This window comes from Marinilactibacillus sp. 15R, from assembly GCF_001895285.1.
GTDB classification, from domain to species: Bacteria; Bacillota; Bacilli; order Lactobacillales; family Carnobacteriaceae_A; genus Marinilactibacillus; species Marinilactibacillus piezotolerans.
This window is the reverse complement of the sequence record NZ_CP017761.1, coordinates 1552658-1577448: the sequence shown is the minus strand read 5'-3', so window position 1 is coordinate 1577448 and position 24791 is coordinate 1552658. Positions and strand designations below refer to the sequence as shown.

General features: G+C 35.4%; 27 protein-coding genes. 1 reads left to right on the top strand and 26 read right to left on the bottom strand.

The features are described from left to right. Positions 1-21: 21 nt before the first annotated feature. The 23 genes from ftsA to BKP56_RS07710 form a co-directional block, all read right to left on the bottom strand. Positions 22-1341, bottom strand: a complete 1320-nt coding sequence (gene ftsA, locus BKP56_RS07825; protein WP_072694542.1) for a cell division protein FtsA — start codon at positions 1339-1341, stop codon at positions 22-24. A 255-nt stretch (positions 1342-1596) separates the two neighbouring features. After that, on the bottom strand, positions 1597-2439 hold the full coding sequence (locus BKP56_RS07820) for a cell division protein FtsQ/DivIB (protein ID WP_083540517.1): 843 nt from the start codon (positions 2437-2439) through the stop codon (positions 1597-1599). A 25-nt stretch (positions 2440-2464) separates the two neighbouring features. Next, positions 2465-3583 (bottom strand): undecaprenyldiphospho-muramoylpentapeptide beta-N-acetylglucosaminyltransferase, encoded by a 1119-nt coding sequence (murG, locus tag BKP56_RS07815; RefSeq protein ID WP_072694541.1) that lies wholly within the window; start codon positions 3581-3583, stop codon positions 2465-2467. Positions 3584-3609: 26 nt separating this feature from the next. Then, positions 3610-4995 carry a UDP-N-acetylmuramoyl-L-alanine--D-glutamate ligase gene (gene murD / locus BKP56_RS07810; protein ID WP_072694540.1) on the bottom strand — a complete coding sequence of 462 codons (1386 nt, stop codon included), beginning with the start codon at positions 4993-4995 and terminating at the stop codon, positions 3610-3612. Positions 4996-5090: 95 nt separating this feature from the next. Further along, positions 5091-6059: a phospho-N-acetylmuramoyl-pentapeptide-transferase gene (gene mraY / locus BKP56_RS07805; protein WP_072694539.1), complete on the bottom strand. Its 969-nt coding sequence runs from the start codon at positions 6057-6059 to the stop codon at positions 5091-5093. Positions 6060-6091: 32 nt separating this feature from the next. After that, positions 6092-8290 carry a penicillin-binding transpeptidase domain-containing protein gene (locus tag BKP56_RS07800; protein ID WP_072694538.1) on the bottom strand — a complete coding sequence of 733 codons (2199 nt, stop codon included), beginning with the start codon at positions 8288-8290 and terminating at the stop codon, positions 6092-6094. Further along, entirely contained in the window at positions 8287-8670 is a 384-nt protein-coding gene (gene ftsL, locus BKP56_RS07795) for a cell division protein FtsL (protein WP_072694537.1), read from the bottom strand. Before ftsL ends, BKP56_RS07800 begins: the two co-directional genes overlap by 4 nt. A gap of 25 nt (positions 8671-8695) precedes the next feature. Beyond that, the gene (rsmH, locus tag BKP56_RS07790; protein ID WP_072694536.1) at positions 8696-9640 is read right to left on the bottom strand and encodes a 16S rRNA (cytosine(1402)-N(4))-methyltransferase RsmH; all 945 of its coding nucleotides are present in this window, start codon (positions 9638-9640) and stop codon (positions 8696-8698) included. 43 nt (positions 9641-9683) lie between these two features. Next, positions 9684-10115: a division/cell wall cluster transcriptional repressor MraZ gene (gene mraZ, locus BKP56_RS07785; protein ID WP_072694535.1), complete on the bottom strand. Its 432-nt coding sequence runs from the start codon at positions 10113-10115 to the stop codon at positions 9684-9686. A 247-nt stretch (positions 10116-10362) separates the two neighbouring features. Further along, positions 10363-11913, bottom strand: coding sequence for an IS66 family transposase (tnpC, locus tag BKP56_RS07780; RefSeq protein WP_083540463.1), 1551 nt, complete (start codon positions 11911-11913; stop codon positions 10363-10365). Between the two features lie 99 nt (positions 11914-12012). After that, on the bottom strand, positions 12013-12372 hold the full coding sequence (gene tnpB / locus BKP56_RS07775) for an IS66 family insertion sequence element accessory protein TnpB (protein WP_072693819.1): 360 nt from the start codon (positions 12370-12372) through the stop codon (positions 12013-12015). A 409-nt stretch (positions 12373-12781) separates the two neighbouring features. Further along, a complete protein-coding gene (locus BKP56_RS07765) occupies positions 12782-13144 on the bottom strand; it encodes a DUF3397 family protein (protein ID WP_072694534.1) in 363 nt (120 codons plus the stop codon). Between the two features lie 144 nt (positions 13145-13288). Then, positions 13289-13459: a 50S ribosomal protein L32 gene (gene rpmF / locus BKP56_RS07760; RefSeq protein WP_072694533.1), complete on the bottom strand. Its 171-nt coding sequence runs from the start codon at positions 13457-13459 to the stop codon at positions 13289-13291. 99 nt (positions 13460-13558) lie between these two features. Further along, a complete protein-coding gene (locus BKP56_RS07755) occupies positions 13559-14122 on the bottom strand; it encodes a DUF177 domain-containing protein (protein ID WP_083540515.1) in 564 nt (187 codons plus the stop codon). Between the two features lie 143 nt (positions 14123-14265). Next, complete coding sequence (locus tag BKP56_RS07750) at positions 14266-15534, bottom strand: nucleotidyltransferase (RefSeq protein WP_232226862.1); 1269 nt, start codon at positions 15532-15534, stop codon at positions 14266-14268. Further along, complete coding sequence (locus tag BKP56_RS07745; RefSeq protein WP_072694531.1) at positions 15479-16213, bottom strand: class I SAM-dependent DNA methyltransferase; 735 nt, start codon at positions 16211-16213, stop codon at positions 15479-15481. The genes BKP56_RS07750 and BKP56_RS07745 overlap by 56 nt, the downstream gene beginning before the upstream one ends. Next, a complete protein-coding gene (gene rsfS, locus BKP56_RS07740) occupies positions 16198-16560 on the bottom strand; it encodes a ribosome silencing factor (RefSeq protein WP_072694530.1) in 363 nt (120 codons plus the stop codon). Before rsfS ends, BKP56_RS07745 begins: the two co-directional genes overlap by 16 nt. A gap of 10 nt (positions 16561-16570) precedes the next feature. Beyond that, the gene (gene yqeK, locus BKP56_RS07735; RefSeq protein ID WP_072696080.1) at positions 16571-17173 is read right to left on the bottom strand and encodes a bis(5'-nucleosyl)-tetraphosphatase (symmetrical) YqeK; all 603 of its coding nucleotides are present in this window, start codon (positions 17171-17173) and stop codon (positions 16571-16573) included. Beyond that, positions 17163-17804, bottom strand: coding sequence for a nicotinate-nucleotide adenylyltransferase (locus BKP56_RS07730; protein ID WP_072694529.1), 642 nt, complete (start codon positions 17802-17804; stop codon positions 17163-17165). Before BKP56_RS07730 ends, yqeK begins: the two co-directional genes overlap by 11 nt. A gap of 52 nt (positions 17805-17856) precedes the next feature. Then, a complete protein-coding gene (gene yhbY, locus BKP56_RS07725) occupies positions 17857-18174 on the bottom strand; it encodes a ribosome assembly RNA-binding protein YhbY (RefSeq protein WP_072694528.1) in 318 nt (105 codons plus the stop codon). 38 nt (positions 18175-18212) lie between these two features. Beyond that, on the bottom strand, positions 18213-19343 hold the full coding sequence (yqeH, locus tag BKP56_RS07720; protein WP_072694527.1) for a ribosome biogenesis GTPase YqeH: 1131 nt from the start codon (positions 19341-19343) through the stop codon (positions 18213-18215). Beyond that, complete coding sequence (locus BKP56_RS07715) at positions 19324-19866, bottom strand: YqeG family HAD IIIA-type phosphatase (RefSeq protein ID WP_072694526.1); 543 nt, start codon at positions 19864-19866, stop codon at positions 19324-19326. Before BKP56_RS07715 ends, yqeH begins: the two co-directional genes overlap by 20 nt. A gap of 160 nt (positions 19867-20026) precedes the next feature. Next, positions 20027-20278 (bottom strand): YkuJ family protein, encoded by a 252-nt coding sequence (locus tag BKP56_RS07710; RefSeq protein ID WP_072694525.1) that lies wholly within the window; start codon positions 20276-20278, stop codon positions 20027-20029. 190 nt (positions 20279-20468) lie between these two features. Between BKP56_RS07710 and BKP56_RS07705 the strand changes: the two genes are divergently transcribed. After that, positions 20469-21659, top strand: a complete 1191-nt coding sequence (locus tag BKP56_RS07705; protein WP_072694524.1) for a pyridoxal phosphate-dependent aminotransferase — start codon at positions 20469-20471, stop codon at positions 21657-21659. 52 nt (positions 21660-21711) lie between these two features. Here BKP56_RS07705 and BKP56_RS07700 read toward each other — a convergent pair whose 3' ends face one another. The 3 genes from BKP56_RS07700 to BKP56_RS07690 form a co-directional block, all read right to left on the bottom strand. Further along, positions 21712-22578, bottom strand: a complete 867-nt coding sequence (locus BKP56_RS07700) for an NAD(P)-dependent oxidoreductase (RefSeq protein ID WP_072694523.1) — start codon at positions 22576-22578, stop codon at positions 21712-21714. Between the two features lie 126 nt (positions 22579-22704). Further along, complete coding sequence (gene ptsP / locus BKP56_RS07695) at positions 22705-24429, bottom strand: phosphoenolpyruvate--protein phosphotransferase (RefSeq protein WP_072694522.1); 1725 nt, start codon at positions 24427-24429, stop codon at positions 22705-22707. Next, a complete protein-coding gene (locus tag BKP56_RS07690; RefSeq protein ID WP_072694521.1) occupies positions 24429-24695 on the bottom strand; it encodes a phosphocarrier protein HPr in 267 nt (88 codons plus the stop codon). The genes ptsP and BKP56_RS07690 overlap by 1 nt, the downstream gene beginning before the upstream one ends. Positions 24696-24791: the final 96 nt, after the last annotated feature.

The window sequence follows — 24791 nt, the reverse complement described above, 5'->3', positions numbered from 1 at the left end:
TTTTCCTCCTGTGTACGATATTTAATCAAAAAATGTTGAGAAAAAGCTTTTAACTTTTTCTGTGAAAGATGGTCCTTTTTGCGTTTCTGCTGACTTCACGTAAGTTTCTTCTTGTTTTGAATTCTGATGATTTACTGATTTACTTGAACTATGAGATAATTCTTTCGAATTAGATCTAATATCTGATAAGCTTATTTGATTAATTAATTTTTGAATACCATCTAATTGTCCTTCATAATAGACCAGTGAAATTGCATTAGTGAAGGATGGGTATCTTACTCCCATAAAATCTGGTATGTACACATCAACTTGAACCTCAAATATATCTTCAGCAAGTTCTCTAATTCCAGGTATTGCTGCTGCCCCACCAGTAAGTTTAACTTTTCCTGGTAAAGATAATGCATCAATCTTATCCAGTTTATTTTTTAAAACTTCAAAAATCTGTTCCAATCTAGCTTCTATTATTTCGGAAATATATGACTCTTTAACTTTAATAGGATCTTGCTGACCTACTACATCTACATGAACAAACTGATCGTCGGCTACATGATTTGCAAAGGCATACCCAACATCTCTTTTCAGGTTTTCCGCATTTTGGATTGATGTATTCAACACCATCGATATGTCTTTTGTTACAAACTCTCCACCTTGTTGCTCTACATGAACAAATTTCAATTGATGATCATGTATAGCTGATGCAGTTGTTTGTCCTCCGCCAATATCAATTTGTATAGTACCGAATTGTCTTTCGTCTTCTGACAAAACCAATTGTGCCATTGCTTGAGGTTGGATAATCAAATCTTTAATACTATATCCTGATAGTTGAACACATTTTTTAATGTTATGAACAATTGATTTAGGAACTGCTAATACTGTACCATATACCTCTAGTCTTTCTCCAACCATTCCCCTAGGATCTTTAATCTCGTCAAATCCATCTACTAAAAATTCTTCAATCATTACTGAAATGACTTCTTTATCAGTGGGAACAGAATTCAAACATGTTTCCCGAATAACTTTTTCTACATCTTGATCATTAATCTCTTCATGAGATTGCTCCACTTGTATATATCCGTTACAAGGAATTATTTGTACACCTTGCGCGGGTATTCCTACAATAAGTTCTTCAATTTTAAGACCTGATTTTTCTTCGGCCTGTTTAACTGCCAAAGTTATCGCATTACTTGTTTCTTCAATATCAACAATCATGCCTTTGTTTAGTCCTTTAGATCTCTCACTACCGACTCCAATCACGTTCATTTGTCCATTTAATACTTCAGCTACTATAACTTTGATTGAAGTGGTTCCAATATCTAGACTTGCGTAAACACCATTTTCCATTATTGATTGAAACCTCCAGTCTACACTAGGTATTATTTTAGTATATTCAGGTCTAACCCTAGAATTATTTAGTTTTTTATGCATTAACGTATAGAAAAAATCCATACTAACTTTAATATGATTAACTTTATGTTAATTCTTATTTTACCATACATTACTATCGTTATAGAAGTTAGTTTATTGATTTCTCAATACAAAATATAACTTTTATGTAACAATCGATTGTATGTTTGGTATATAATCTAATGAATAACTTTATTCATTAGAAGTTTCATCTATCTCAACGCTGTTTTCTTCATCGTATTTCTGATCATCTTCAGTAGAAAATGGTAAAAAATAAGCACCAGCTTCTAAATCAAATAATCCATTTTCTCCTTCTACAGCTCTTACTAACTGCGGATAACGTTGCATCCGTTCCGCGAAACTCGGGATAGAAGCGAGTATTTCATTTCCGTTATTCATGTAAGCTTTGACAAGTAAGGGATTACGATCATTTTGGATCCATTCCATTTCAGAGATCATTGCTTTGACATTATCATCTAACTCATTATACTGATCTAACATTTGATTGAGCACTTTTCCATCAGAAAAACCAATAAATGTCGGTAAATTGCCACCAGTTGCAGTATATTCTTTTTTCAAAGTTGTGCCATCTTCTAGAATATTATAATAATTTTCACCATCAGTTAAGTAAGCTACTGTCTTAAGTTCACTAATTTCAAAGCGGAAATTATTCAATCCTTCTATATAGAGTTTAACATTTTTAACTTGTGGCAATTCACTTTTGATATTTTGAAAAATTGCTTTTCTTTCAAAATAAGTTCCCCACAGTGATTCGCCTGAATGAACTCCACTGCTGTCAATTACTTCTTGATCAAATACTTCATTGGTTCCAGAGACGGAGATTGTTCTAATTTGACTATAAGGACTTATAAAGTAGATAGAAGAAAACATCATAGTCAAAAAAAACAATACTAATACTGTCCATTTAATTTTAATCATTTGGCCTTTCTTGTTCTTTCCTGAAGGAGAGCCAATATTTTTTTTCGTATAAAGTTCTTTTATATTGGTAACCGAGTGATGATGGTTCTTTTTCATTTTACTCTCCTCCTTAACAAGTTAGTTAGGTGATTTGATTAATAATTTCGATCAGTTCATCAGAAGCTTTTTGTTTCCCTAGTTTTTTAGAATTGTCTGCCATTTCTTTTCTCTTGTCTTCATCCTTCATAAGTCTGTTGATTTCTTCTACAAAACTTTTTTCTGATAATTCAGATTCACGTATCATCAGTGCAGCACCATGATGAACTAAGCTTAAGGCATTTTTTGTCTGATGATCTTCTGTTACATTTGGACTTGGTATCAGAATGCTTGGTATCCCTAAAGAAGTTAACTCTGCCAAGGTAGTTGCTCCGCTTCGACCCACAACTATAGAAACGGCTGCAAATACTTCAGGCATTTTTTGTATATATGGAACAACACGAATGGATTCCGTATGCATAGATTCTCCGTATTTTTTCTCTAATTGACTTATAATATTTTGATGATGCACTTCTCCAGTCACATAAACTACTTGATAAGGCTGTTCAGATAATTTCTGATAACTATCAATAAATGTCTGATTAATTCGCTGTGCACCTCTGCTTCCACCAAATATCAGGACTGTTTCTTTATCAGGATTTAAATCAAACTGTTTTAAAATGGGTGTTTTTTTGATTCCTGCTACTTCTTGAGCTCTAGGGTTCCCTGTATAAATTACCTTTGCTTCATTTCCTTTAAATTGAGTAACTGCTTCTTCAAAGCAAACAGCTATTTTATCTACGAATCGAGCTAAGAATTTATTCGTAACTCCTGCCACACTATTTTGTTCATGTATAACCGTTGGTACCTTTGCTTTCGCGGCAGCATAACAGACAGGTGCACAAACATATCCGCCTGTCCCAATCACTACGTCTGGAGCAAACTGTTTAATGAATTTCTTTGATTGACTGATTCCTGAGAGGAATAGTCTTATCGTATTCAAATTATATAAAATACCCTCTAGATTTAATTTCCTCTTGAACCCTTCCACTTTGATTGTTTTAAATGGAACAGCGTTTTCAGGAACAATTTTACTTTCTAAACCTCTTTCCGTTCCAATATACAAAAATTCAGAATCAGGATATCGTTCTTCAATTCTTTTTTTCAGCGCCAAAGCTGGATAAATATGCCCACCTGTTCCGCCACCTGTCAATAATACTTTCATGTTTGGTCAAACACCGAATCGGTGCTTTATTCCTCCTCTTGTTTCGATTGGATAAATTGATCTATACTTTCCATATATGCATTTCCTCTGATCTCAAAACTTGGATACTGATCCCAACTTGCGCAAGCTGGTGAAAGTAAGATAATATCATTAGGTTCACTCATTTTATAAGCTTCTGGAACAGCTTGTTCAACGTTTACTACTTTGATTGTTTTGTTTATTCCAGCTTTCTTGGCCGTTTCAATAATCTTTTCTGCAGTTTCACCAAAAGCAAGTACAGCTTTAACATTTTTTTTCATTGCTGGTATTAGTTCATCAAATGATACCCCACGGTCTAAACCGCCTGCTAATAAAATAATTGGATTTTCAAATCCTTCTAGAGCATTGATTGTAGCTAAAGAATTAGTTGCTTTTGAATCGTTATAAAATTTACGCCCTTCGAATGTGCACACAAATTGTGTACGATGTTTGACACCTTTGAATTGCATTAAAGCTTTTTTGATAGCTTCATTAGACTTATTCATTAATTTCGCTACAGCTATTGCTGCTAAAGCATTCTCTAAATTATGTTTTCCAGGCAGGAGAATATCATTTACTTCAAGAACCTCTTCTTCATTGAAATATATTCTATCATTTTTCACATATATACCTTGTTCTACTTTTTTCTTACGTGAAAAAGGGATCAACTGGGCCTTGCTATGCTGAATAACCAGTTCTGACAACTCTTCTTGATCAGCATTGTATATTAAATAATCATTTTCTGTCTGATTATCCGTAATTTTCATTTTTGCTTTTACGTATTCTTCTCTAGTTCCGTGATAATCTAAATGAGCAGAATATAAATTAGTAATCACTGAAATGGCTGGTTTCAAATTAAGCGTACCCAGCAATTGAAAACTGGATAATTCCAGAACTGTTACATCAGATTCTGTTGCTTTCATCGCAACCTCACTAGCTGGTGTTCCAATGTTTCCAGCAGCGTAAGCTGTTCCAAGTACACGATCTGTATTCAATATTTCTGTAATCATTGTTGTGGTTGTAGTTTTACCATTTGTACCAGTTATACCGATCATTTTACTTTCATTAACTTCATATGCCAGTTCTACTTCTGTAATAATTGGGATACCTTTTTCTATGGCTTTTTTAACGATTGGGTTTGAGTACGGGATTCCAGGATTTTTGACGATCAATTCAAAATCTTCATCCATCAACTCTATTGGATGTCCCCCTGTAATTACTCTTAAACCTTCGTTAATAAGCTCTCTAGCTTCTGGGTTTTCATCAAGATTTTTATAATCATTGACAGTCACTAAAGCTTTTAACTTATGTAACAATTTAGCAGCACTTACGCCACTTAAAGCCAATCCTAATACGAGAATTTTTTTATTAGTATACTTGTCTATTTGCTTCATATTTATCCCTCATTTTCAAAATTGATATACAGATTGTATAGTGAATAGTTTAAAAACTGGAAGTAGATCACTCTACATCCAGCTTTTTCAGCTTATTATACCAAAATAAATAGTACGACTAAAGCCATAAGGAACCCTATTAACGAAAATATTCCCACTATTTTCCATTCACTCCATCCCACCATTTCGTAATGGTGATGGATGGGACTCATCTTGAAAATTCTTTTACCTCTCAGCTTGAATGAACTTACCTGCAGCATCACGCTTGCAGTCTCACAAACGAAGATGATTCCAATAAGAATTAAAGTCCATTCTTGATTCAACAGAATCGATATCCCTGCTAAACCTGCTCCAAGCGCTAATGAACCAACATCTCCCATAAAGACTTTTGCTGGCTTTTTGTTGAATATAAAGAAGCCAAGCAAACCCCCAAAAACTGATAAAGAGAAAACCATGATATCCCATTGATCTTGTATTCCAGCAATCACTCCATAAGCAAGATAGGCAATCATACCAGTACTTGCCATCAAACCATCAATTCCATCAGTTAGATTTGTAGCATTAGAAAATCCAACAAGCCAGAACAGCAAGAATAATCCATATCCCCATCCAAGATTAATTGAACCTAAAAATGGAATACTTAAAACTGTTGGATAGTTCAATAAATTAAGACCGATATAAAATACGACTCCACCTATAATTTGTCCAATTAATTTCTGTAGACTAGTTAAACCAAGATTTCGTTTCATAATAACTTTAATATAATCATCTAAAAATCCAATCAATCCATACAGAATTAAAATAAAAGTTAATAATAGTATTCCTGTTGTAAAGACATCAAGGAAATAACTTAAAATCAATACTGTTATAGTGACGGCAAAGATAAATGAAACTCCACCCATAGTGGGTGTGCCAGATTTACTTTCGTGCCATGTCGGTCCTTCTTCTCTGGTTACTTGACCTAATTGTTTTTTACTGAAGTACTGAATCACAAATGGCATAGAGATTACTGTAATAATAAAACTAACTAACACCGGAGTAACTATTCTTAATAATTCTAACATTCTTTATCCTATCTCCTTTAAAACTTTTAACTTTACTCTTCTTCACCCGATACAGGAGACAAAGATAGCTTAACTTTAGTGCCCGGTTCTATAAATGAATTGGGAGCAAGTTCTTGTTCTGAAACATATCCTTCTCCCTCAAATTCGAATTCGACTCCAGTCATTTCGGATACTTTCATCGCATCACTTCTAGACCATCCACTCATATCCGGCAATGTCATTGCTCCATTAGTTAATAAAATTGTTTTCTGACCATCATATAACGTTGAACCTTCTAACGGAAACTGTTGTACTATTTTATCTCCTGTTCCGATAATAGAAGTGCTCAAACTTTTGCTTTGAATCTCTGTTACAGCTTCGGATGTGTTACTATCAATCAAGTTAGGCATCATTTCATTTTGAACAATTTCTGTACTGTCCCCATCTTCTGCATCCATATATTCCAAAGCTCTTTTCATCACAGGATTAAATATTTTTTGCACAACTTCGCTACCTTGACTTGCTCCATTAAAATCAGGCTGCTGTACTGTCACGTATAAAATCACATCCGGATCATCCGCCGGTGCCATACCAACAACTGAATAAATGTAATTTCCTCCTCCACTATAATACTGCTTTGTATCTGGGTTATATAATTGAGCAGTACCGGTCTTAGCAGCAATTTCATATCCATCAATTTTATATCCTTTTGCCGTTCCATGTTCATTATTTACTGTCTCAGTTAAATACTGTAGTGTCTTTTGAGCAGTCTCTTTTGAAATTAAGCTCTCTGTATATTCCGGTTCAAATTGTGTCACTTCATTTGTAGTCTTATTTGTTATATGGTCTACCAGATAAGGTTTTACCATATTACCTTCATTTGCGATAGCTGAAAAAGCACGTAGCATTTGCACAGGAGTCACGCTTAGTCCTTGACCAAATGCTGTATTAACTTTCTCTAATGGCCATTCATATTTATTACTACCACTATACTCGTTAGGCAAATTCATCCCGACAGCTTCACCAAAACCATAATTGTCCAAATATTTTTTCCAGGTGTCATAGCCCATTTCTTCAACTTGATGAACAAAAGCAACGTTACTAGAACGAGCTAACCCTTCAAGATAAGTAATCGATCCCCATCCATCTGGGTTAAAGTCATGAACAGTCCCGCCTGCAACAGAAATTTCTCCAGACATATAATAACTATCAGGGTGAAAAGTACCTTCTTGAATAGAAGCAGCTAGTGTCATTACCTTCATTGTTGAACCAGGTTCAAATGCATATTCAACTAATAAGTTTTGCCATGACTGATCAATACCTTCTTTGGTAGTTGCATTAAAAGAAGGTCGTTGAGAAGTAGCTAGAATTTCACCAGTTTTTGCATTCATCAATGTAGCAGTCATATTTTCAGGGGTGTGTTCTTCATCTACTTCTTCCATTACATTTTCTAATAAAACTTGAAGTCTGCGATCTAAAGTTAAATATAGATCGCTACCATCCACAGCTTCTTCTCTAATTTCTTCCTCGCCTGGAACAACATACCCATAGGGATCTTTCTGATACTCAATTGTACCATTAGTTCCTTTAAGAATATCATCATAAGTCTGTTCTAGACCCATGATGCCTTTCAATTGCTGATAAGCTTCATCACTCTCATCATCACTTTGTACTTGTGCAAGTCCAATAGTATGAGAAGCAAAAGTTCCGTTTGGATAGAGTCTTGTTTTTTTATCTTGAAACGTAATTCCTGTGAGGTTTTCTTTTTCAAGTTCTTCCTGTATCTGACTAACTATATCATAGGATAAATTATTTCCAGCAGCACCAAATTCAACTTGAGAGGAATTTTTAGTCAGTTTTTCCAATACTTCTTCTTCACTCATAGAAATATATTTGGTTAGTACTTTTGCTACTTTTTCAGGTTCTTGTACATGTTGAGGACGAGTTGGACTAGACCATTCATCTGTTAGTATAGCTACTAGTTTATAAGAACTGGCATCCATTGCTATCGGATTTCCATTCTTGTCATATATTGTTCCTCTATTAGCTTGTAAAACCGTATTTCTAGTATAAAGATTATCTATATTCTGCAAAAGGTCTTCCCCATTGATTTCACCTTTGACCATAATCCATGAAAAGCGAAGAGCCACAAATCCAAACATTATAAAACATGCTAAATACAGGAAAACAGCAATAATTTTACGGTTACGAAATGGATTAGTAGCTCTTATTTTCTTAGTAATTTTTTTCATGGGGTTACATTCCTAATCTGATCTTCATTCATCTTCAGCCCATTGTTTTCAGCGATTTCATATACTCTGTCATAGCGAGAAAGTTCTTGTATATTCTGTTCTAAATTCTCGTTTACGGTTTGAATCTCTGCTGATTGATCTCTTAGATCTTGAGCTGCTCGATTCGTAGTTGATAATTGCATCGCCATTGTGATATTAGCAACTAATAGTCCAAATAACACAACTCCAAAGAAACTGATCACCCAAATTTCTAAACGAGTTATTCCTCTTTTTACCGTTTTCTTAGTATGTACTCTACCAGGCTGATACTCAGGTTGTTGAACTGGTTTTGGAATAGCTTGCATATTAATTTCTCTTGCTAAGTTGTCATTCATAGCCATAAAAATTCTCCTTTCATATTAAATTTTATACTTGTTTTTCAGCTACACGTAATTTAGCACTTCTTGCTCTATTATTAATACTTAATTCTTCTTGGCTTGGTAATATTGGTTTCCTGTTAATTAACTTTAAAGATGGTTTCTTAAAGTCTGGCATGACTGGCAGTCCTCTAGGAACGTCAGGCAGTTTTGAAAAATCTCTAAAAATCTGTTTAACAATTCTATCTTCTAATGAGTGAAAAGTAATCACACTTAACCGACCATTCGTATCTAACAATTCAACAGCTTGTTCTAATGATTCTTCTACAGCACTTAATTCATCGTTTACAGCTATTCTGATAGCTTGAAAAACACGCTTTGCTGGATGCCCACCTTTACGTCTTGCAGGGGCTGGAATAGCTTCTTTTATGATATCTACCAACTCTTGAGTCGTATCAATGGTTCGAACTTCTCTATGCGCTTCAATTTTTCTTGCAATCTGCTTAGAAAATTTTTCTTCACCATATCGAAAGAATATTCTTACAAGATCAGAATACGACCATTTATTAACAACATCATGCGCAGTTAATTCTTGATCCCTATTCATACGCATATCCAAGGCAGCATCTTGATGGTAACTGAACCCTCTCTCTGCGTTATCAAGCTGTGGAGACGATACTCCTAGATCGTATAAAATACCGTCAACTTTTGAAACATTCAAATCATTCAGTGATTTCTTTAAATTTCTAAAATTTGACTGAACAAAAGTAATCTTATTTTTTTCAACTTGATCTTTTAATATTTCCTTTGCATACCTTATCGCTGTATTATCTTGGTCAAAGGCATATAAATGGCCTTTGTCATTCAGCTGATCCAGTATAAGTGCTGAATGTCCACCCCCACCTAAAGTACAGTCTACATATACTCCATGCGGCTTAATATTTAGGCCATCTGTTGCTTCTTTCAATAAAACTGTCTCATGGTTGAATTCCACATTTTAGCCTCCTGTCTATTCAAGTTATCTTCAATATTATTAATTAAAATCCAAAATCAACCATTTCTTCTGCCATATCTTCAAATGAACCTTCAGCTTCTTTTGAAAATGCGTCCCATCTTTCTTCGCTCCATATTTCAAAACGTTCAGAAACACCTACGACATAACAAGCTTTATCTAGCTTGGCATGGTCTCTTAAAGTCTGAGGGATATTTATTCTACCTTGCTTATCCAACGTACATTCGGTTGCCGCAGAGTAGAAAAATCTTGTAAAAGCTCTTGATTCTTTTTTTGCTAAAGGAAGTTGTTTAAGTTTTTTTTCTAAAACTTCCCATTCTTTTTGTGGATAACCGAATAAACAACCGTCTAGTCCACGAGTGACAATGAAATATTGGCCTAAATCTTCTCGGAATTTAGCTGGTACAATCAAGCGACCTTTAGAGTCGATATTATGCTTATATTCTCCCAACAACATTTCACTGCCCCCTTTCCCCACATATATGGCATAGTCTACCACAATGCCCCACTTTCTACCACCCAATATTAGAAAAATACTCAAAAAATATGTAAAATATATAACTTAGCAAGAATAAAAATAACTTACGTTCCCTTTTTTCTATCTCTATAATTCAAAAGTAAGCGATGAATAGCTGAGTACCTACAAATAAAAATCGGACACCTCTATAATAAGAAATGTCCGAAGAGTATAATATACTGAATGTCTAGCGACATTCCATCTGCACCTTTGGATTCCATGGCAAATAAGCCTCCAAAGGTGTATTTTGTCGATTTGGAAGATAAGTTAAGAGGTAGTCCAGATATTTTCGTGGATGTAATCCGTTGGATTTGGCCGTCTCGACGAGACTCAAAATAGTCGCAACGGCATGAGCACCCTCAAAAGATTTTGAAAACAGCCAGTTCTTTCTGCCCATAACGAGTGACTTGATGCCACGTTCGGCTAGATTGTTGGATAGCACGAGACGGCCGTCCTTCAGAACGTTCATCATTCGCTCTTTCTGATTCAGCGCATAGTTGATCGCTGTGCCAAGTTTGCCATGCGCAGTTAGGGATTCACACCAGTCAAAAAACGCCTCAAGCTTTGGCTTCACTAGTTCTAAGCGCTGATCATACCGTTCGCTAACAGATAAGTCCTTGAGGGACTTATCCAACGCAAATAACTCGTTACACAGCGTGACTCCCTTATGAGCGACACTCTTACTGGAATAGTTCTTTGGACGGGCGTCATAGAACTTCCGTCTGATATGCGCCAGACAGGCAATCATCGTCATCCCTGGAAGATTGTTGTACCCGGAGAATCCATCACTATGTAGATAGCCAGTGTACTCCTCTAAGAAATCTCTAGGGACAGAGCCACTGCGTGATGGACCAAGCTTGTAGATATGTATGGCACGTTCGCTGTATTTGCCGGTACTGAATAACCACATATAGGACTTTTGTCGGTCTTTGTCATTCAGTACTTTGAATGTCGTTTCGTCGGCGTGTAGAACCTTCTGGTTCAACAGTTCTTGTCGCATTACAGCCACCAGTGCTTCGAAATAATACTGGGACGTTTTAATGTGCCAATTCGCAATGGTATGCCGAGGAATCGGATAGCCAAGTAGATTCCAATAAGCCTCTTGTCGGTAGGCTGGGACTTTTTGCTCGAACTTCTGATACATCGTTTCTGCTATCAGCGACGCAGAGGCGGCTGTATTATTTAAAGGAAGTCTTGGGATTTCAGATTTTGCAAACGGCGTCCGTGTCCCGCTTTTTTCGCAGTTCGCGCAGGCATATGTTTTTTGGAAATGTCTGTGGTTTTCAACTCTTGCCGGGATAAATTTCACTTCCTGACGGATGAGTTGTGTACTGATTTCTTTCATTGCTTCCTTACATGTTGGACACGTGCAAGATTCGATTTCATGAATGTGATCAACAGTAGGAAGAGAAGACAACTGCTTGTCTTTTAAACCTTTACGTTTTTTGCGACGGCTAACGGTTGTGACTATAACTTCTTCTTCGTCGCTTTGGTCACCAGTCTGCTCTGGTTCGCTAAAAAGGCGCTCATTGAAGAGATTGCCTTGATTGGGATCATCTTTCAACGTTTCCTTCTTTGGGCCGTACAATTTCTGAGTTAAGAATTCGATTTGTTCTTTCTGTAAGGAAAGCTCATCATCTTTTTGAGCGATAATGGTCTTCAGTTGTTTGTTTTCTTCTAACAGCTGATCTAACTTTTCAATAATCACTTCAAACTGTTTTTCGCTCTTGATAGACATGTCTGCTTCTCCTCACATAAATAGTACTTAAATTTTACACTAGTCAGAAAAAGAAAACGAGAGAGCCATTGATTTTTTCATCAATTTCTCTCTCATTTCTTAGGCTATACTTCCTTTAACCGCAGGTTTTATGGAGACTTTTTGATTAACAGATAATCCTTCAAGCAGCCAACGCAGCTGTTGCGCACTTAACTTTTGAATCTCGTTCTGGTTACGCGGCCAATTCAATTTCCCATTCTCTAAACGCTTGTATAAGAGAAGGAAGCCGTCGCCTTCCCAGTAAAGAGCTTTGAACCGATCCTTCTTTCCACCACAGAAGAGAAAGAGGGCCTCATGATAAACATCCATATCATATTCTTCTGTGATCGTCGCAGCTAATCCATCAATTTGACGGCGCATATCCGTCTTTCCACACACGATAAAAATATTCTCTACTTGAGTAAAATCAACGAGTTTCATTGAATGACATCTCCGCGAGGAGAACTCTCAATGTCGAGGGTTTGATCCCCTCGTAAATAAGTAGCTCTGTCTGACTATTTTTTAAATGTGCCACCATTTTCTGTGAATGGAACTTCGAAATGTGTCGGCGATCAGTTTTATCGTCATGTAGGGTTATCGGTATGATAGACTGTTTATTCTTTTCCAAATTAAAAACCTCCTGTGTACTTAAGATATCTCAAGTTTAACAGGAGGCCGCTAGGACTCACAGGTACCTAGCTATTCATCGCTTACATTCAAAATGAGAAAAAAGCTTGCCATCCCAACCAATAAAGGTATGTACGTTCCCATACAAATAGCCCTCATCCATTTCTAGATGAGGACTATTTGTTGTAACTTGATTACTAATATTTTTAATTATTGTATTAAATTACAAAAGCAATAAAACACCTAAAGAAATATACACTAATAATGCACAGATAAATACATATCTCCACCAGACTCTCAAAACTTTCAAAATTGTTAGCTTTTTATGTTTAAATGCAAAAATAGTAGATAAAATTAAACCAATAATTGAAATAACAAGAGTAAAATATGGAATAAAGCTTTTCCCTACAATTAGTACACTAAAGATATGGATAGAAAAAATTAAAACTGGTACTACAAAATCTACCCCTCTTACTTTAATTTCATATCTTTTAAATACTTTATTAACTAGTCTAGTAGGTATTAGCAATAAATAAGGACAGATATAAAACAAAACAAAGTATAAATCGATATTTACATTCTGCAAGTACTCACCTTCTTCCGTTTCTATTGGGTGTTTTACAAATACTTGGACTTAATTTACAGTCAAGGTATTTATACGTATGACTATTACCCTATTATACTAAAAAACCTCTATTATTTAAAATAGAGGTTTTTTAGTATAACTTTTTTATTTTGAAACGTCTTTCCCAGCGTAAAATCCACAAGATGGACATACGTGGTGGTTACGTTTTACTTCTCCACATTTAGGACAATCACTCATATTTGGAAGATCCAATTTGATGTGAGTACGACGTTTAGCTTTTCTAGCTGTAGATGTTCTTCTTTTAGGTACTGCCATGTTCCAACACACCTCCTTAAAGGGTTCTTAGATAATGATCATTATTAATCAAATAACTGATTATCTAAAACTTGTTTATGATATAATCCTTGTATAATATTATTCATTTTCTTCAGAAAAAAATCCTTTTAATGCTGCAAATCTAGGATCTTCTTCTTCTGACAAACGTTCTCTCACTCCAGTACCATATGCATCTTCTGATACGACTTTCCAGTCGCTACCACGAGGCATATCCCCGTTTTCAAGTTCTTCATTCGTGAAAACTTGAGTAGGAATTGCTGCTAAAACAGCATCTTCAAGTGGTTTATGCAAGTCCAACGTATCTGATTCGAGTTCAACAACGATTTCATCATTTCCGTACTTTTCAGCATCAACTACTGTTCCAGCAGCAAGATATGTCTCAGAAAATGGAATACGTAAATCAACTTTTACTGGCTCAAGAGAACGCGCAGACGGAAGAGTCAAACTAATTGACAAGTTTAAGTCAACTAAAAATTCATCTGTGTTTTCAACAACTAAAATCCCATCCATAAGTAACGGTTCTGCATCGATAATAGAAGTATTCCTATCTTTTAATGACTTCGTTAAGTCTACTTGACCAGATAATGGAAGAGGATCTCCGTTAAGTTTCTTTAATTCGTTCAAAGCCCATTTGATTTTCATATGTTATCACCTCTTAGTCTTATTATAAATGGTTTTATCTATATCAAACAACTTCTTTAAATTGAGCAGCCAATAATCACTCAAAAAATTGTGATATTAAAAATAAAGTCCCTTTCGACTTTAAGGCAACAAAAATAATTATACTAGTCACCAGTTGTAATGTCAATAATATTTAAAGGCTTTCGATTGAAATCCTGTTTTAATTTGACATTATCTAAAGCTAGTTGATAGACTTCTCCAGCTTTTATATCTAAGGACCAATTATCTTTTGTCAATTTATTGATCTTTGTCAACAAATTGACACTAGAAGATTTTTTTACTTCACTCAAATATTGTTGTCCCAATGGACTAAACCCTAATATTCGTGAAGTAGGCATTTGGTTTAAAGCAGCTAAATCACTATGCTTGATCTGCAACAATACATACACACATAAGCGTTGTAAACGAGTCCGTGTCATTCTTTTGTTTTTTACAGTCTGTATAAACCTCTCAAATGAATCAGCACTTTGAACAGCTTTTTTCAAGCGATATTCAAGCCCTTCTTCCATTTGATAGATTTGCTGCAGCTCTTTCAATGAAGAAGAAAGAATCTGATATTTCAGTAAACGCCAATAATTATTCCAATTAATTAACTGGCTTTGATTTAATAATTCCAAACTAGTTGCAGGCATAAATGCTTGAGAAGAATTTTGAACATTTAAAGGATTAAGCAATTGCTTCCTTATAGCTGTGGCGCTTGCAATTGTTGTGTTTTCTGACAAATTCACGTCATGATACTCTGCCTGTTTTCTTCCAATTACTTCAAAATGAAATCTATCACCATGATAATAATTTTCCTTTGCATATGCTAGACCTAGCTGATTATTTGGCTTTGATAAGTTAATTGGGAAAGAAGGAATAACAGCAGCAATAGCTTGTTCCATTCTTACGGCATATGGTTTTCCTTTTTCATTTTGTTTTTTAAACTGGTCATCAATGTCTTCTGAGTATTCAATCAGCAGTTTTGCAGCTTTTTTAAATGTCTCTCCATTGCCAGATTCAGCTCCAAAACTTAATGAGGCACATCCAAGACCTGCTAGAATTTCTATGGCTCCTTTAGCAAATAAATCTGCTGGCTGTACACTATATGATACTGGCAACTCTAATATCAGATCCGCTCCACCCGCCAGTGCCATTTTGGCTCTTTTCCATTTATCGACTATCGCAGGTTCTCCACGTTGTAGAAAATTACCGCTCATTACAACGATTATCACTTCCGCACCCGTTCTTTTTTTAGCTTCTTCGAGCTGATATAAGTGACCATTATGAAAAGGATTGTATTCCGCTATTATTCCGCACGCTTTCATAATTACTTCCTCACTTTTTAGCAGCAAAAAACCAGCGTCTGCTTTCATCGTTGACTTTTTGTCCAAAGTCAGCAGAGACTTCTATTTTTTTGAATCCTGCCTTTTTTAGTAACTCTATATACTTATCAAGTGAATGTGTCCATTCTTTGTGTATTTCTTCAAATCTTTCATAATGCCCATTTTCTTTTTCAACAAAAAATGTCAACTGGTGTTCAACAGAATATTCTTTATCTCCTGTGTAACTATCCCATAGAAAAACAATACCCTCAACTTCATCATGATAAGAAAACTGGTCAAATTCTTTTACCTGATAAGTAGAATGTACATCAAATAAAAACACACCATCTTGATTCAATTTTTCATAAACCTCAGAAAATATTTCTCCCTTTTCTTCCTCTGTTTCAATATAACACAAGGCATCACTATAGCAAATGACACCATCAAAATTTTCCAGTTCAGATAAATTCCGCATATCCATTTCAACTAGAGGAAATCTTACCCCCGCTTCCAATTGGCGGTCATAGGCAAGACTCAACATATCTGAAGAAAGATCCAGGGCAGTTATATCAAATCCAGCTTTAGTTAATTGCAAAGCTAATATTCCAGTACCACATCCAAGTTCGAGAATATGATTTTCTTTAGTCAGATACTGACTAGTATACTCTGCCCACTTTGGATATAGTGAGTCGTCCATTAATTCATCATATACTTTTGCAAACCAATTATATTTCACTGTTCGACCCATTTAGATACATCTACATAGTCTGCATCTGTCCATAAACGTTCTAACTGATAAAATTCTCTTTCTTCCTCATTGAATAAGTGGACGATAACTTCTCCTAAATCAATCAGAATCCATTTTCCGCCTTCTTTACCTTCTATTTTTCTAATCTCTATATTATTTTTTTCAGCTGCATCTTTTATAGCATTTGTTATTGCATCAATTTGTCTTTCGTTATTGCCATGAGTCACTACAAAATAATCTGCTAATAATGATACACCTTTCATATCTAAGGCCATAATTTCTTCAGCCTGTTTATCGTCTGCTGCTTTTATTACAACTTCTAAAATTTGTTCTGCTGTTTTTGTCATAAACTTCCTCCTACTTCTGCACTACCCATGCATTATATGTTTCAATTGCTCGCGGATAGATTTTAACATTTTTTTCTAGTAAATATTTCAATGTCTTGAGCGTTGCAAAAGCAATCGCCTCTTTTAAGCTGCTTTTTGCTAATGTTCTTGCTTCTGTTATTCCCTTAAAGTCTCGATTCGGTTCAATATAATCCGCTATATAAATGATTTGCTCGATCAGTCCCATATGGGGAGCACCAACCGTATGATGACGAACAGCATCTAAAATCTCAGTATCCGTTACTTCAAAACGATTACGGATCAGAATAGCTCCGACTGGCCCATGCCAGATATTATTTCCATACTGAAGCAACTCAAGATCCATATTTTCGCTGATAATAATATCGCGCATTTCTTCGTCTAATTGTTCTTTTGCATAATCATGTAACAAAGCAGCTATACTCACTTTTTCTCTATCCGCACCATATTGCTCTGCTAGTTCAAGAGCAGCTTGTTCTACCCCTTTTACATGAATAAATCTCTTAGGACTCATTACTTGGCTAACTGCTTCTAAAAGTTCTTTTCTAGAGCAATTAATATATTGTTGTGAATAAGTTATATTTTCAGATTTCATCATGATACAACCCTTCTGATTCTATATACTCAAGGACATTGTCAGGAAGTAAGAATTTTACTGAACATTGATCTGCAATTTTTTGTCTAATTGTACTTGAACTAATCTCAATATTGGGGACATCAATAAAAATCAGCGGAAAAGCTGTCTCCACTGAATAATCAGGACGATTGACAGCGACTATTTGCACTAAATGGACTAGCTCTTCAATTCTATGCCAAGATGGTAAATCTTCAACCATATCTGCTCCAATAATAAAATAATATTCAATATCAGGATTTTGCTCAGTCAATGCTTTGATCGTATCAAAGGTGAAGCTTTTTCCTCCACGATTAATTTCGGTAAAATCTAGTTCAAACTCTGGTTCTAGTTCAATTGCTTTTTCAACCATTTTGATCCGGTGCTTTGCATCGATGGTTGTTTTTCCTTCAGCATGTGGGGGAATTGCAGAGGGCAGAAAAAGAATTTTTTCTAATCCTAGCTGATCCCGCACTTGATCTGCAATAATCAAGTGTCCCAAATGAGGAGGATTGAAAGTACCTCCCAAGATACCTATTTTTTTTCTTTCCTCTATATGAATGTTTTCTACCTTGACTTCTGGTTCAATTATTGCGGACGTTTTTTTTACCAACTTTTTTCGCCTACCTTAATCGATTTGTTTCTTATATATTTCATGTTATATTTCAGTTACTCGAATGGGGTAACTTTGTTGAATAAATTTGATATTTTTCTTTTGTTGAAGGTTTAAAAAGCACAATTACCTTACCGATAATCTGTACCACATTGATATTAGAATTCTCTTCAATAAATATTTTCGCCTCTTTAGGTTCAACATCTGTATTTTGAAGTAATTGTACTTTCATTAATTCACGTTTCTCCAATGCTTCCACGAACTCATTAACCATTTCAGTTGTCAAACCATTTTTCCCAATTTGAAATAAGGGAGACATATCATTTGCTTGCGCTCTTAAATATCTTTTTTGTTTTCCGGTTAATTGCATTAAAAAGCTTCCTTTATATTCATATTTTTTAAAATCTACTATATCAAAGACTTTCTTAAGGAAATATCTGCCCCTCTAGGTGCCCAGCCAGCAACCGTAGTTCCAGCGTCTTCGATTGAAATCCAGCCTAAACCTGAAAAAACCAAATCTGAAGGTTCTTTCACATTAAATTCAAATCGTTTAAGCTCAGGAAATGTTTCTAAATTATCTTTATAAGGAGGTGTCAGAAGCTCTCCTCTTTGTTTAGCATAGAGCTCATCGGCTTTTTCCAGTTTAGTCCGATGAATATTTAATTCATTGGAAAGATAGCAGACAAACGATTGTTTCCCATTACCTCTAATATAATCAAACCTAGCTAATCCACCTAAGAAAAGTGTTTGTTCTACATTAAGCTGATAAACTTTAGGCTTGATTTCTTTTCTTGGAGTTACTTGCTTTAATTCTTTCGGAGTTAGATAATGAGCGATCTGAGAAGACTGAATGATACCTGGTGTATCAACAAGTACTCGTTCATCATCCAAAGGAATCTCTATCTTTCCAAGAGTTGTTCCAGGAAAATAAGAAGTTGTAATAATATCTTCCGCATTTGTTGCAAGTTTTATAATTTGATTGATTAATGTTGATTTCCCAACATTCGTTGTCCCTACTACATAAACATCTTGACCTTTTCTTTCTTTTTCGATCAAATTCATCAGTGCTTCTACTGAATCAGAACGCATCGCGCTTGTTAGAAATACTTCCTTAGGATGTACTCTTGCTTCGTGTGCTCTTTCAGTCAGCCACTGTCTCATTTTACCTTCTTTAAGTGATTTGGGTAATAAATCTATTTTATTTCCAACTAAAATTACGGGGTTTTTACCTGCAAATCGTTGGATACTCGAAATAAAACTACCATTAAAGTCAAATATATCTACTATATTTACGACTAGTGCCTGCTTATTGCTAATTTCATGCAACATGTTGAGGAAATCATCATCCGTTAACTCCACATCTTGAACTTCATTATAATGTCTTAAACGAAAACATCTTTTACAATATAAGTCTTCACTTTCATCTGCATTTTTCAAAACAGAAAATGGTAAAAAACCTGCTTTAGTATCATCGCTTGATTGCAGTGTTGCTCCGCACCCTATACATATCAATTCTGATTCATCTTTCAACTGGCTCATGTAGTGAATCCCTCCATTTCATATCAGGATTTTTTTTAATCAAATAATTCATAATTTTGAGTTCAATCATCCGATTGAATCGAGTGTTCCAAGCATCTGAATCCAGTATTGGTTTAACAAGTACACTTTTAATACCAGCATGATTAGCTCCTTTGATATCCGTGACAATCTGATCTCCCACCATCAATAATTCGTCTTTTGATAGATCAAATTTTTCTTGTGCTTGTCTAAAACCTTTCTGTAAAGGTTTCATGGCATTAGGAATAAATTCAAGCTCTAAAATAGTTGCTACCTTACTGACTCTTTTAGCTTTATTATTTGAAATGATGACAACATTAATTCCACTTGCTTTCATCAGTTCAATCCATTCTAAGGTTTCTTCAGTTGCCACAGGGTTATTCCAAGCTATCAATGTATTATCTAGATCTGTCAATACAGTTTTGATGTTGTTACGCTTTAATTGCTCAGGAGTGATTTGATAGATGGAATTAACCATCCATGTAGGTTTAAAACTATTTAGCATCCTCTTCTTCCTTTTCTTTATTCTTTTGACCTGCATAAGGCTTTAGGCCAATCGATTTATATAGTGAATCATTTTTTAAGAGAAGCTCTATACTACAATCCTTATTATAAAATTTCATAAAAATAGGAAGTACTCATAAGCACTTCCTATGTGCATGACTTTAGTCTTCAGTCGAACTTGCTGGTTGAACAAGTTCCAAGATCTCCACAGCGACATAGTCAATGTTATCAAATTCATAAGTTTGTCCACTTGTACGATCTTCTAATTCGTACATACGGGATGACTTATCATAACGCACAATACATTGTTCTTTACCGTCCTTTTCAAATCTTCTGACTTGGACTTCATCACTTTCATCTTCTCTCATCGCATCTAATCTTCTTATAATTGGTATAAGTTGGGATGGTTTCATCTGGTATTCCCCTTCCTGCTTCTCTTCTAACTTTCACTTTCTTATTTTACCAGATTTTAAGAAAAATTACAGTAACAGGGCTAGTTCTTTTTATCAGTGAAAACTTTAATGAAAAAATGTACAGCAAATACTACTTTTATTTTCATAATATGATAAAATGGTTCCTAATATGATTAGGGGAGGATTTATTATGGACACAACTGAACTACATAAACTATTCAATGCACAAACACAAGAAATTGAAATTTCTCTAATTCGACAGTTTGACGAACAGGTAGCTCCAATTGAAGGAATGATTCGTTTAACATTAGGCCAGCCAGATTTTCCGACACCGCAGCACGTTAAAGATGCTGGAATCGAAGCGATCAATAACAATTTTTCCTTTTATACAGGCATGGCAGGCGATATTAGATTGCGAGAAGCGTTAGCCAATTTCATACAAGTTAAATATAATGTTTCTTATGATCCAGAGACTGAAATTTTATCAACAGTTGGTGCTACCGAAGCATTGGCAACAACTTTACTCGGTATCTTGAACCCAGGGGATAAAGTTCTGATTCCGTCTCCCTTCTTTTCACTATACGAACCTTTAGTGTTGTTAGGACGTGGAGTTCCTATATATATTGATACAACTGAAAATGATTTTATTTTATCACCTGAAATGATTCAATCCGCAATGGATAAACATGGGGATAAAGTTAAGGCAATCATCTTGAATTATCCTACTAATCCAACAGGTGTCACTTGGAATAGAGAAGAAGTTAAAGCTATTGCTGATACCTTGAAAAAATATCCTAACATCTTCGCAATCAGTGATGAGATTTACAGTGAACTAGTTTATGAAGGATCGCATATTTCTTTAGGAGAGTATCTCTTTGATCAGACAATCGTCATCAATGGGCTGTCAAAATCACACGCTATGACGGGATGGCGTTTAGGATTTACTTTAGCACCAAAAACTATTACAGATCAAATAAAAAAAGTACATCAAAACCTTGTGACAAGTGCTTCAAGTATTACCCAGTTTGCTGGGATTGAAGCTTTGAAAAATGGAATGGATGACGCTGTTCCAATGCGCCTCGAATACCAGAAACGTCGTGATTTGATTTATGAGGTCATGAGCGACTTAGGATTTAAGATTGCTAAACCTAATGGAGCATTTTACATTTTTGCAAAAATTCCAGAAGGATATATCCAAGACAGCTTTAAGTTTTGTCTAGATTTAGCCAAAAAAGCAAAAATCGGATTTGTACCTGGTGTCGCTTTTGGTAAAGCCGGTGAAGGATATGTAAGGTTGAGTTATGCATCCAGTATGGCAGAGATTAAAGAAGCTATGGAACGCTTAGTAGCTTACATGAAAGAAAATGCACCAGAAATTTAGATTAAAAGCCAATCGACGTTGTAGTCGATTGGCTTTTTTTGTCTACCTAAAATTACTTTTCCCACCAAAGTTTAATTAAAGCCTGAGTACCATCATCACCATTACCATTATCTTTTAACTGGTCATACAGCTTCTTCGCGTTCTGAGTTGAAGGAAGGTTCAATCCAAGCTTATTCGCTTCATCTAACGCAATTCCCAGATCTTTGATAAAATGCTTCACAAAAAATCCTGCTGAATAATCTTCTTTCAAGATTCTTGGGCCGTAATTTTGTAGAGACCAATTGGCTGCACTTCCACCACCAACAGTTTTGAGAACTTTTTCCAAGTTTAATCCTGCTGCTTTTGCATAGACTAATAATTCAGTCAAACCTGTCATTGTTCCAGCAATCATAATCTGGTTCGCCATTTTTGTATGCTGTCCGCTACCGGCAGGGCCTTGCAATTCCAGCGTCCCTGAAAACGTCATAAATACAGGTTTCACTATTTCAAAAGCTTCTTCATCTCCACCCACCATTGTGGTTACAGTTCCATTTTTTGCTCCTAGGTCTCCACCTGATACAGGAGCATCCAAAGCAGAGACACCTTTTTCTTTAGCCGTTTTATATATTTTTTCGGCTAATGATGGCTGACTCGTTGTAAGATCAATCAAGATTGAACCCGATTGTACCCCACTAAAAATCCCATTATCACTGTAATATACTTCTTCTACGTCCTCTGGAAATCCGACCATTGTAAAAATCAGTTCACTCGTCTGAGCAATATCTTTTGGTGTATCTTTCCATATAGCTCCAAGCTCTACTAATTCATCTGTTTTACTTTTCGTTCTATTGTACAAATTGACTTCATATCCTGCAGATAATAGATGTTTTACAATTGATGCACCCATGACTCCTGTTCCGATAAACCCGATTTTTTTCATTTTAACTCTCCTCTTTTACTTTATTCTAATTATTATATCACTTTAATCTTTTATGTATAAAGCAGATTCACTATTCTTTAAAAAAAAAACACTTTAAGAGAGTCAACTCTCTTAAAGTGTAAATTATTATTTAGAAGTATATTCTTCTACTAATTTAACGACTTCTTCCGCTGTCGTGCATTCGTTAAGTGCTTTATCACTTAATTCTTTCATTTCAGCAGTATCAAGGTCAGTTAGTAAACTACGAGTTTTAAGAATACTTGTTGCACTCATAGAGAACTCATCAAGACCTAGACCGACTAGTAGAGGAACTGCAATTTGATCTCCAGCCATTTCTCCACACATACCTGCCCATTTACCTTCTTTATGTGCTGCATCTATTACGTTTTTGACCAAACGTAAAATAGAAGGATTATAAGGTTGATACAAGTAAGAAACGCGTTCATTCATGCGATCAGCTGCCATAGTATATTGAATTAAATCATTTGTTCCAATGCTGAAGAAATCAACTTCTTTAGCAAATTGATCAGCCAATACAGCTGCAGCTGGAATTTCGATCATGATACCTACCTGAATATCCTCTGCAACTTTTATGCCATCCTTAGCTAAGTTAGCTTTTTCTTCTTCTAAGATTGCTTTAGCATCTCTAAATTCAGGAAGAGTTGCAATCATTGGGAACATGATTCTCAAAGTTCCATGCACTGAAGCACGCAATAATGCGCGAATCTGAGTACGGAAAATCTCGTCTTGATCCAAACTAACTCGAATTGCACGATATCCTAAAAATGGATTCATTTCTTTAGGCAATTCTAAATAAGGAAGTTCTTTGTCGCCGCCAATATCCATCGTACGAACCACAACAGGTTTCCCATCCATACCTTCTAAAACTGCTTTATAAGCAGTGTATTGTTCATCTTCAGTAGGTAATTCTTTAGAATCCATATATAAGAATTCTGTACGGTACAATCCGATTGCTTCTCCACCATTATCAATTACTCCCGTTAAGTCTTTAGGAGTTCCGATATTAGCAGCCAGTTCAACGTGTTTCCCATCTTTAGTAACACTCTTCTCATCTTTCAAGCGGTCCCACTCAAGTTTTAATTCTGCAAATTCAGTTGCTTTTTTGTTGTATGTTTCAATAGTAGTTTCTGAAGGATTGATGAAAACATCACCTTCCATACCATCTACTACCAAAAAGTCTCCTTCTGCAACCATTTCTGTAATATTATTCGTTCCTACGATTGCAGGAATTTCTAATGAACGAGCCATGATAGCAGAGTGAGAAGTACGTCCACCAACGTTAGTCACAAAAGCCTTTACATATTGTTTATTTAGTTGAGCAGTATCACTTGGCGTCAAATCTTCTGCAATAATGATGACTTCTTCATCAATTGTAGCAGGAGTTGGAAGTTTTACGTTTAGCAAATGAGACATAACACGTTTACGTACATCCCGTATATCTGCTGCTCTTTCTTGCATATAAGGATTATCTTCCATCGCTTCAAACATTGTAATAAAATTATCAGATGTTTGTTGCAAAGCTGCTTCAGCATTTACTTTTTCATCTTTGATTACTGTGTTTGTTTGATCAATCAAATCCGGATCAGAAAGCACCATTGCATGTGCATCGAATACTTGTGCTTCTTCTTCTCCAAGTGACTCTGCTGCAATAGATCGAATGTTAGCAAGCTCTTCTTTAGCTGTATCGATAGCAGCCTGTAAACGATTAACTTCAGATTCCACATCTGAAATCGTCTTTTTGTCAAATGATAAATCAGGTTCTACTAATAAATAAGCTTTAGCTTGAGCAATACCATCACTTGCAGCAATACCAGATACTTGTGATGCCATTATTCAGCCATTCCCTCATTTTTAATTGTTTGTTCGATTCCTTCAATTGCTTCTGTTTCATCTGCACCTTCAGCAGAAATTGTAACGTCTGCACCTTGACCAACTCCAAGTGACATAACACCCATGATTGATTTCAAGTTAACAGATTTACCTTTATATTCTAAAGTAATATCTGAGTTGTATTTGCTTGCAGTTTGTACAAGTAATGTTGCTGGACGTGCGTGAATACCAGTTTCTGCTGTTACATTATAGCTACGTTTTTCCATTGTTAGTTTCCCCTTTACAAATATAATAGTTTTTGAAAATAGTGAATAGAACATCCGTCTTATAGTTAGATAAAACTAGAAAAACGGCATAATAAG

What these genes read in the sequence shown, in the direction of transcription:
- ftsA (WP_072694542.1), bottom strand. Translation starts at nt 1,341, where the DNA reads ATGGAAAATGGTGTTTACGCAAGTCTAGATATTGGAACCACTTCAATC.
- BKP56_RS07820 (WP_083540517.1), bottom strand. Translation starts at nt 2,439, where the DNA reads ATGAAAAAGAACCATCATCACTCGGTTACCAATATAAAAGAACTTTAT.
- murG (WP_072694541.1), bottom strand. Translation starts at nt 3,583, where the DNA reads ATGAAAGTATTATTGACAGGTGGCGGAACAGGTGGGCATATTTATCCA.
- murD (WP_072694540.1), bottom strand. Translation starts at nt 4,995, where the DNA reads ATGAAGCAAATAGACAAGTATACTAATAAAAAAATTCTCGTATTAGGA.
- mraY (WP_072694539.1), bottom strand. Translation starts at nt 6,059, where the DNA reads ATGTTAGAATTATTAAGAATAGTTACTCCGGTGTTAGTTAGTTTTATT.
- BKP56_RS07800 (WP_072694538.1), bottom strand. Translation starts at nt 8,290, where the DNA reads ATGAAAAAAATTACTAAGAAAATAAGAGCTACTAATCCATTTCGTAAC.
- ftsL (WP_072694537.1), bottom strand. Translation starts at nt 8,670, where the DNA reads ATGGCTATGAATGACAACTTAGCAAGAGAAATTAATATGCAAGCTATT.
- mraZ (WP_072694535.1), bottom strand. Translation starts at nt 10,115, where the DNA reads ATGTTGTTGGGAGAATATAAGCATAATATCGACTCTAAAGGTCGCTTG.
- tnpC (WP_083540463.1), bottom strand. Translation starts at nt 11,913, where the DNA reads ATGTCTATCAAGAGCGAAAAACAGTTTGAAGTGATTATTGAAAAGTTA.
- tnpB (WP_072693819.1), bottom strand. Translation starts at nt 12,372, where the DNA reads ATGAAACTCGTTGATTTTACTCAAGTAGAGAATATTTTTATCGTGTGT.
- rpmF (WP_072694533.1), bottom strand. Translation starts at nt 13,459, where the DNA reads ATGGCAGTACCTAAAAGAAGAACATCTACAGCTAGAAAAGCTAAACGT.
- BKP56_RS07755 (WP_083540515.1), bottom strand. Translation starts at nt 14,122, where the DNA reads ATGAAAATCAAATGGGCTTTGAACGAATTAAAGAAACTTAACGGAGAT.
- BKP56_RS07745 (WP_072694531.1), bottom strand. Translation starts at nt 16,213, where the DNA reads ATGGGTCGAACAGTGAAATATAATTGGTTTGCAAAAGTATATGATGAA.
- rsfS (WP_072694530.1), bottom strand. Translation starts at nt 16,560, where the DNA reads ATGACAAAAACAGCAGAACAAATTTTAGAAGTTGTAATAAAAGCAGCA.
- yqeK (WP_072696080.1), bottom strand. Translation starts at nt 17,173, where the DNA reads ATGAAATCTGAAAATATAACTTATTCACAACAATATATTAATTGCTCT.
- yhbY (WP_072694528.1), bottom strand. Translation starts at nt 18,174, where the DNA reads ATGCAATTAACCGGAAAACAAAAAAGATATTTAAGAGCGCAAGCAAAT.
- yqeH (WP_072694527.1), bottom strand. Translation starts at nt 19,343, where the DNA reads ATGAGCCAGTTGAAAGATGAATCAGAATTGATATGTATAGGGTGCGGA.
- BKP56_RS07715 (WP_072694526.1), bottom strand. Translation starts at nt 19,866, where the DNA reads ATGCTAAATAGTTTTAAACCTACATGGATGGTTAATTCCATCTATCAA.
- BKP56_RS07710 (WP_072694525.1), bottom strand. Translation starts at nt 20,278, where the DNA reads ATGAAACCATCCCAACTTATACCAATTATAAGAAGATTAGATGCGATG.
- BKP56_RS07705 (WP_072694524.1), top strand. Translation starts at nt 20,469, where the DNA reads ATGGACACAACTGAACTACATAAACTATTCAATGCACAAACACAAGAA.
- BKP56_RS07700 (WP_072694523.1), bottom strand. Translation starts at nt 22,578, where the DNA reads ATGAAAAAAATCGGGTTTATCGGAACAGGAGTCATGGGTGCATCAATT.
- ptsP (WP_072694522.1), bottom strand. Translation starts at nt 24,429, where the DNA reads ATGGCATCACAAGTATCTGGTATTGCTGCAAGTGATGGTATTGCTCAA.
- BKP56_RS07690 (WP_072694521.1), bottom strand. Translation starts at nt 24,695, where the DNA reads ATGGAAAAACGTAGCTATAATGTAACAGCAGAAACTGGTATTCACGCA.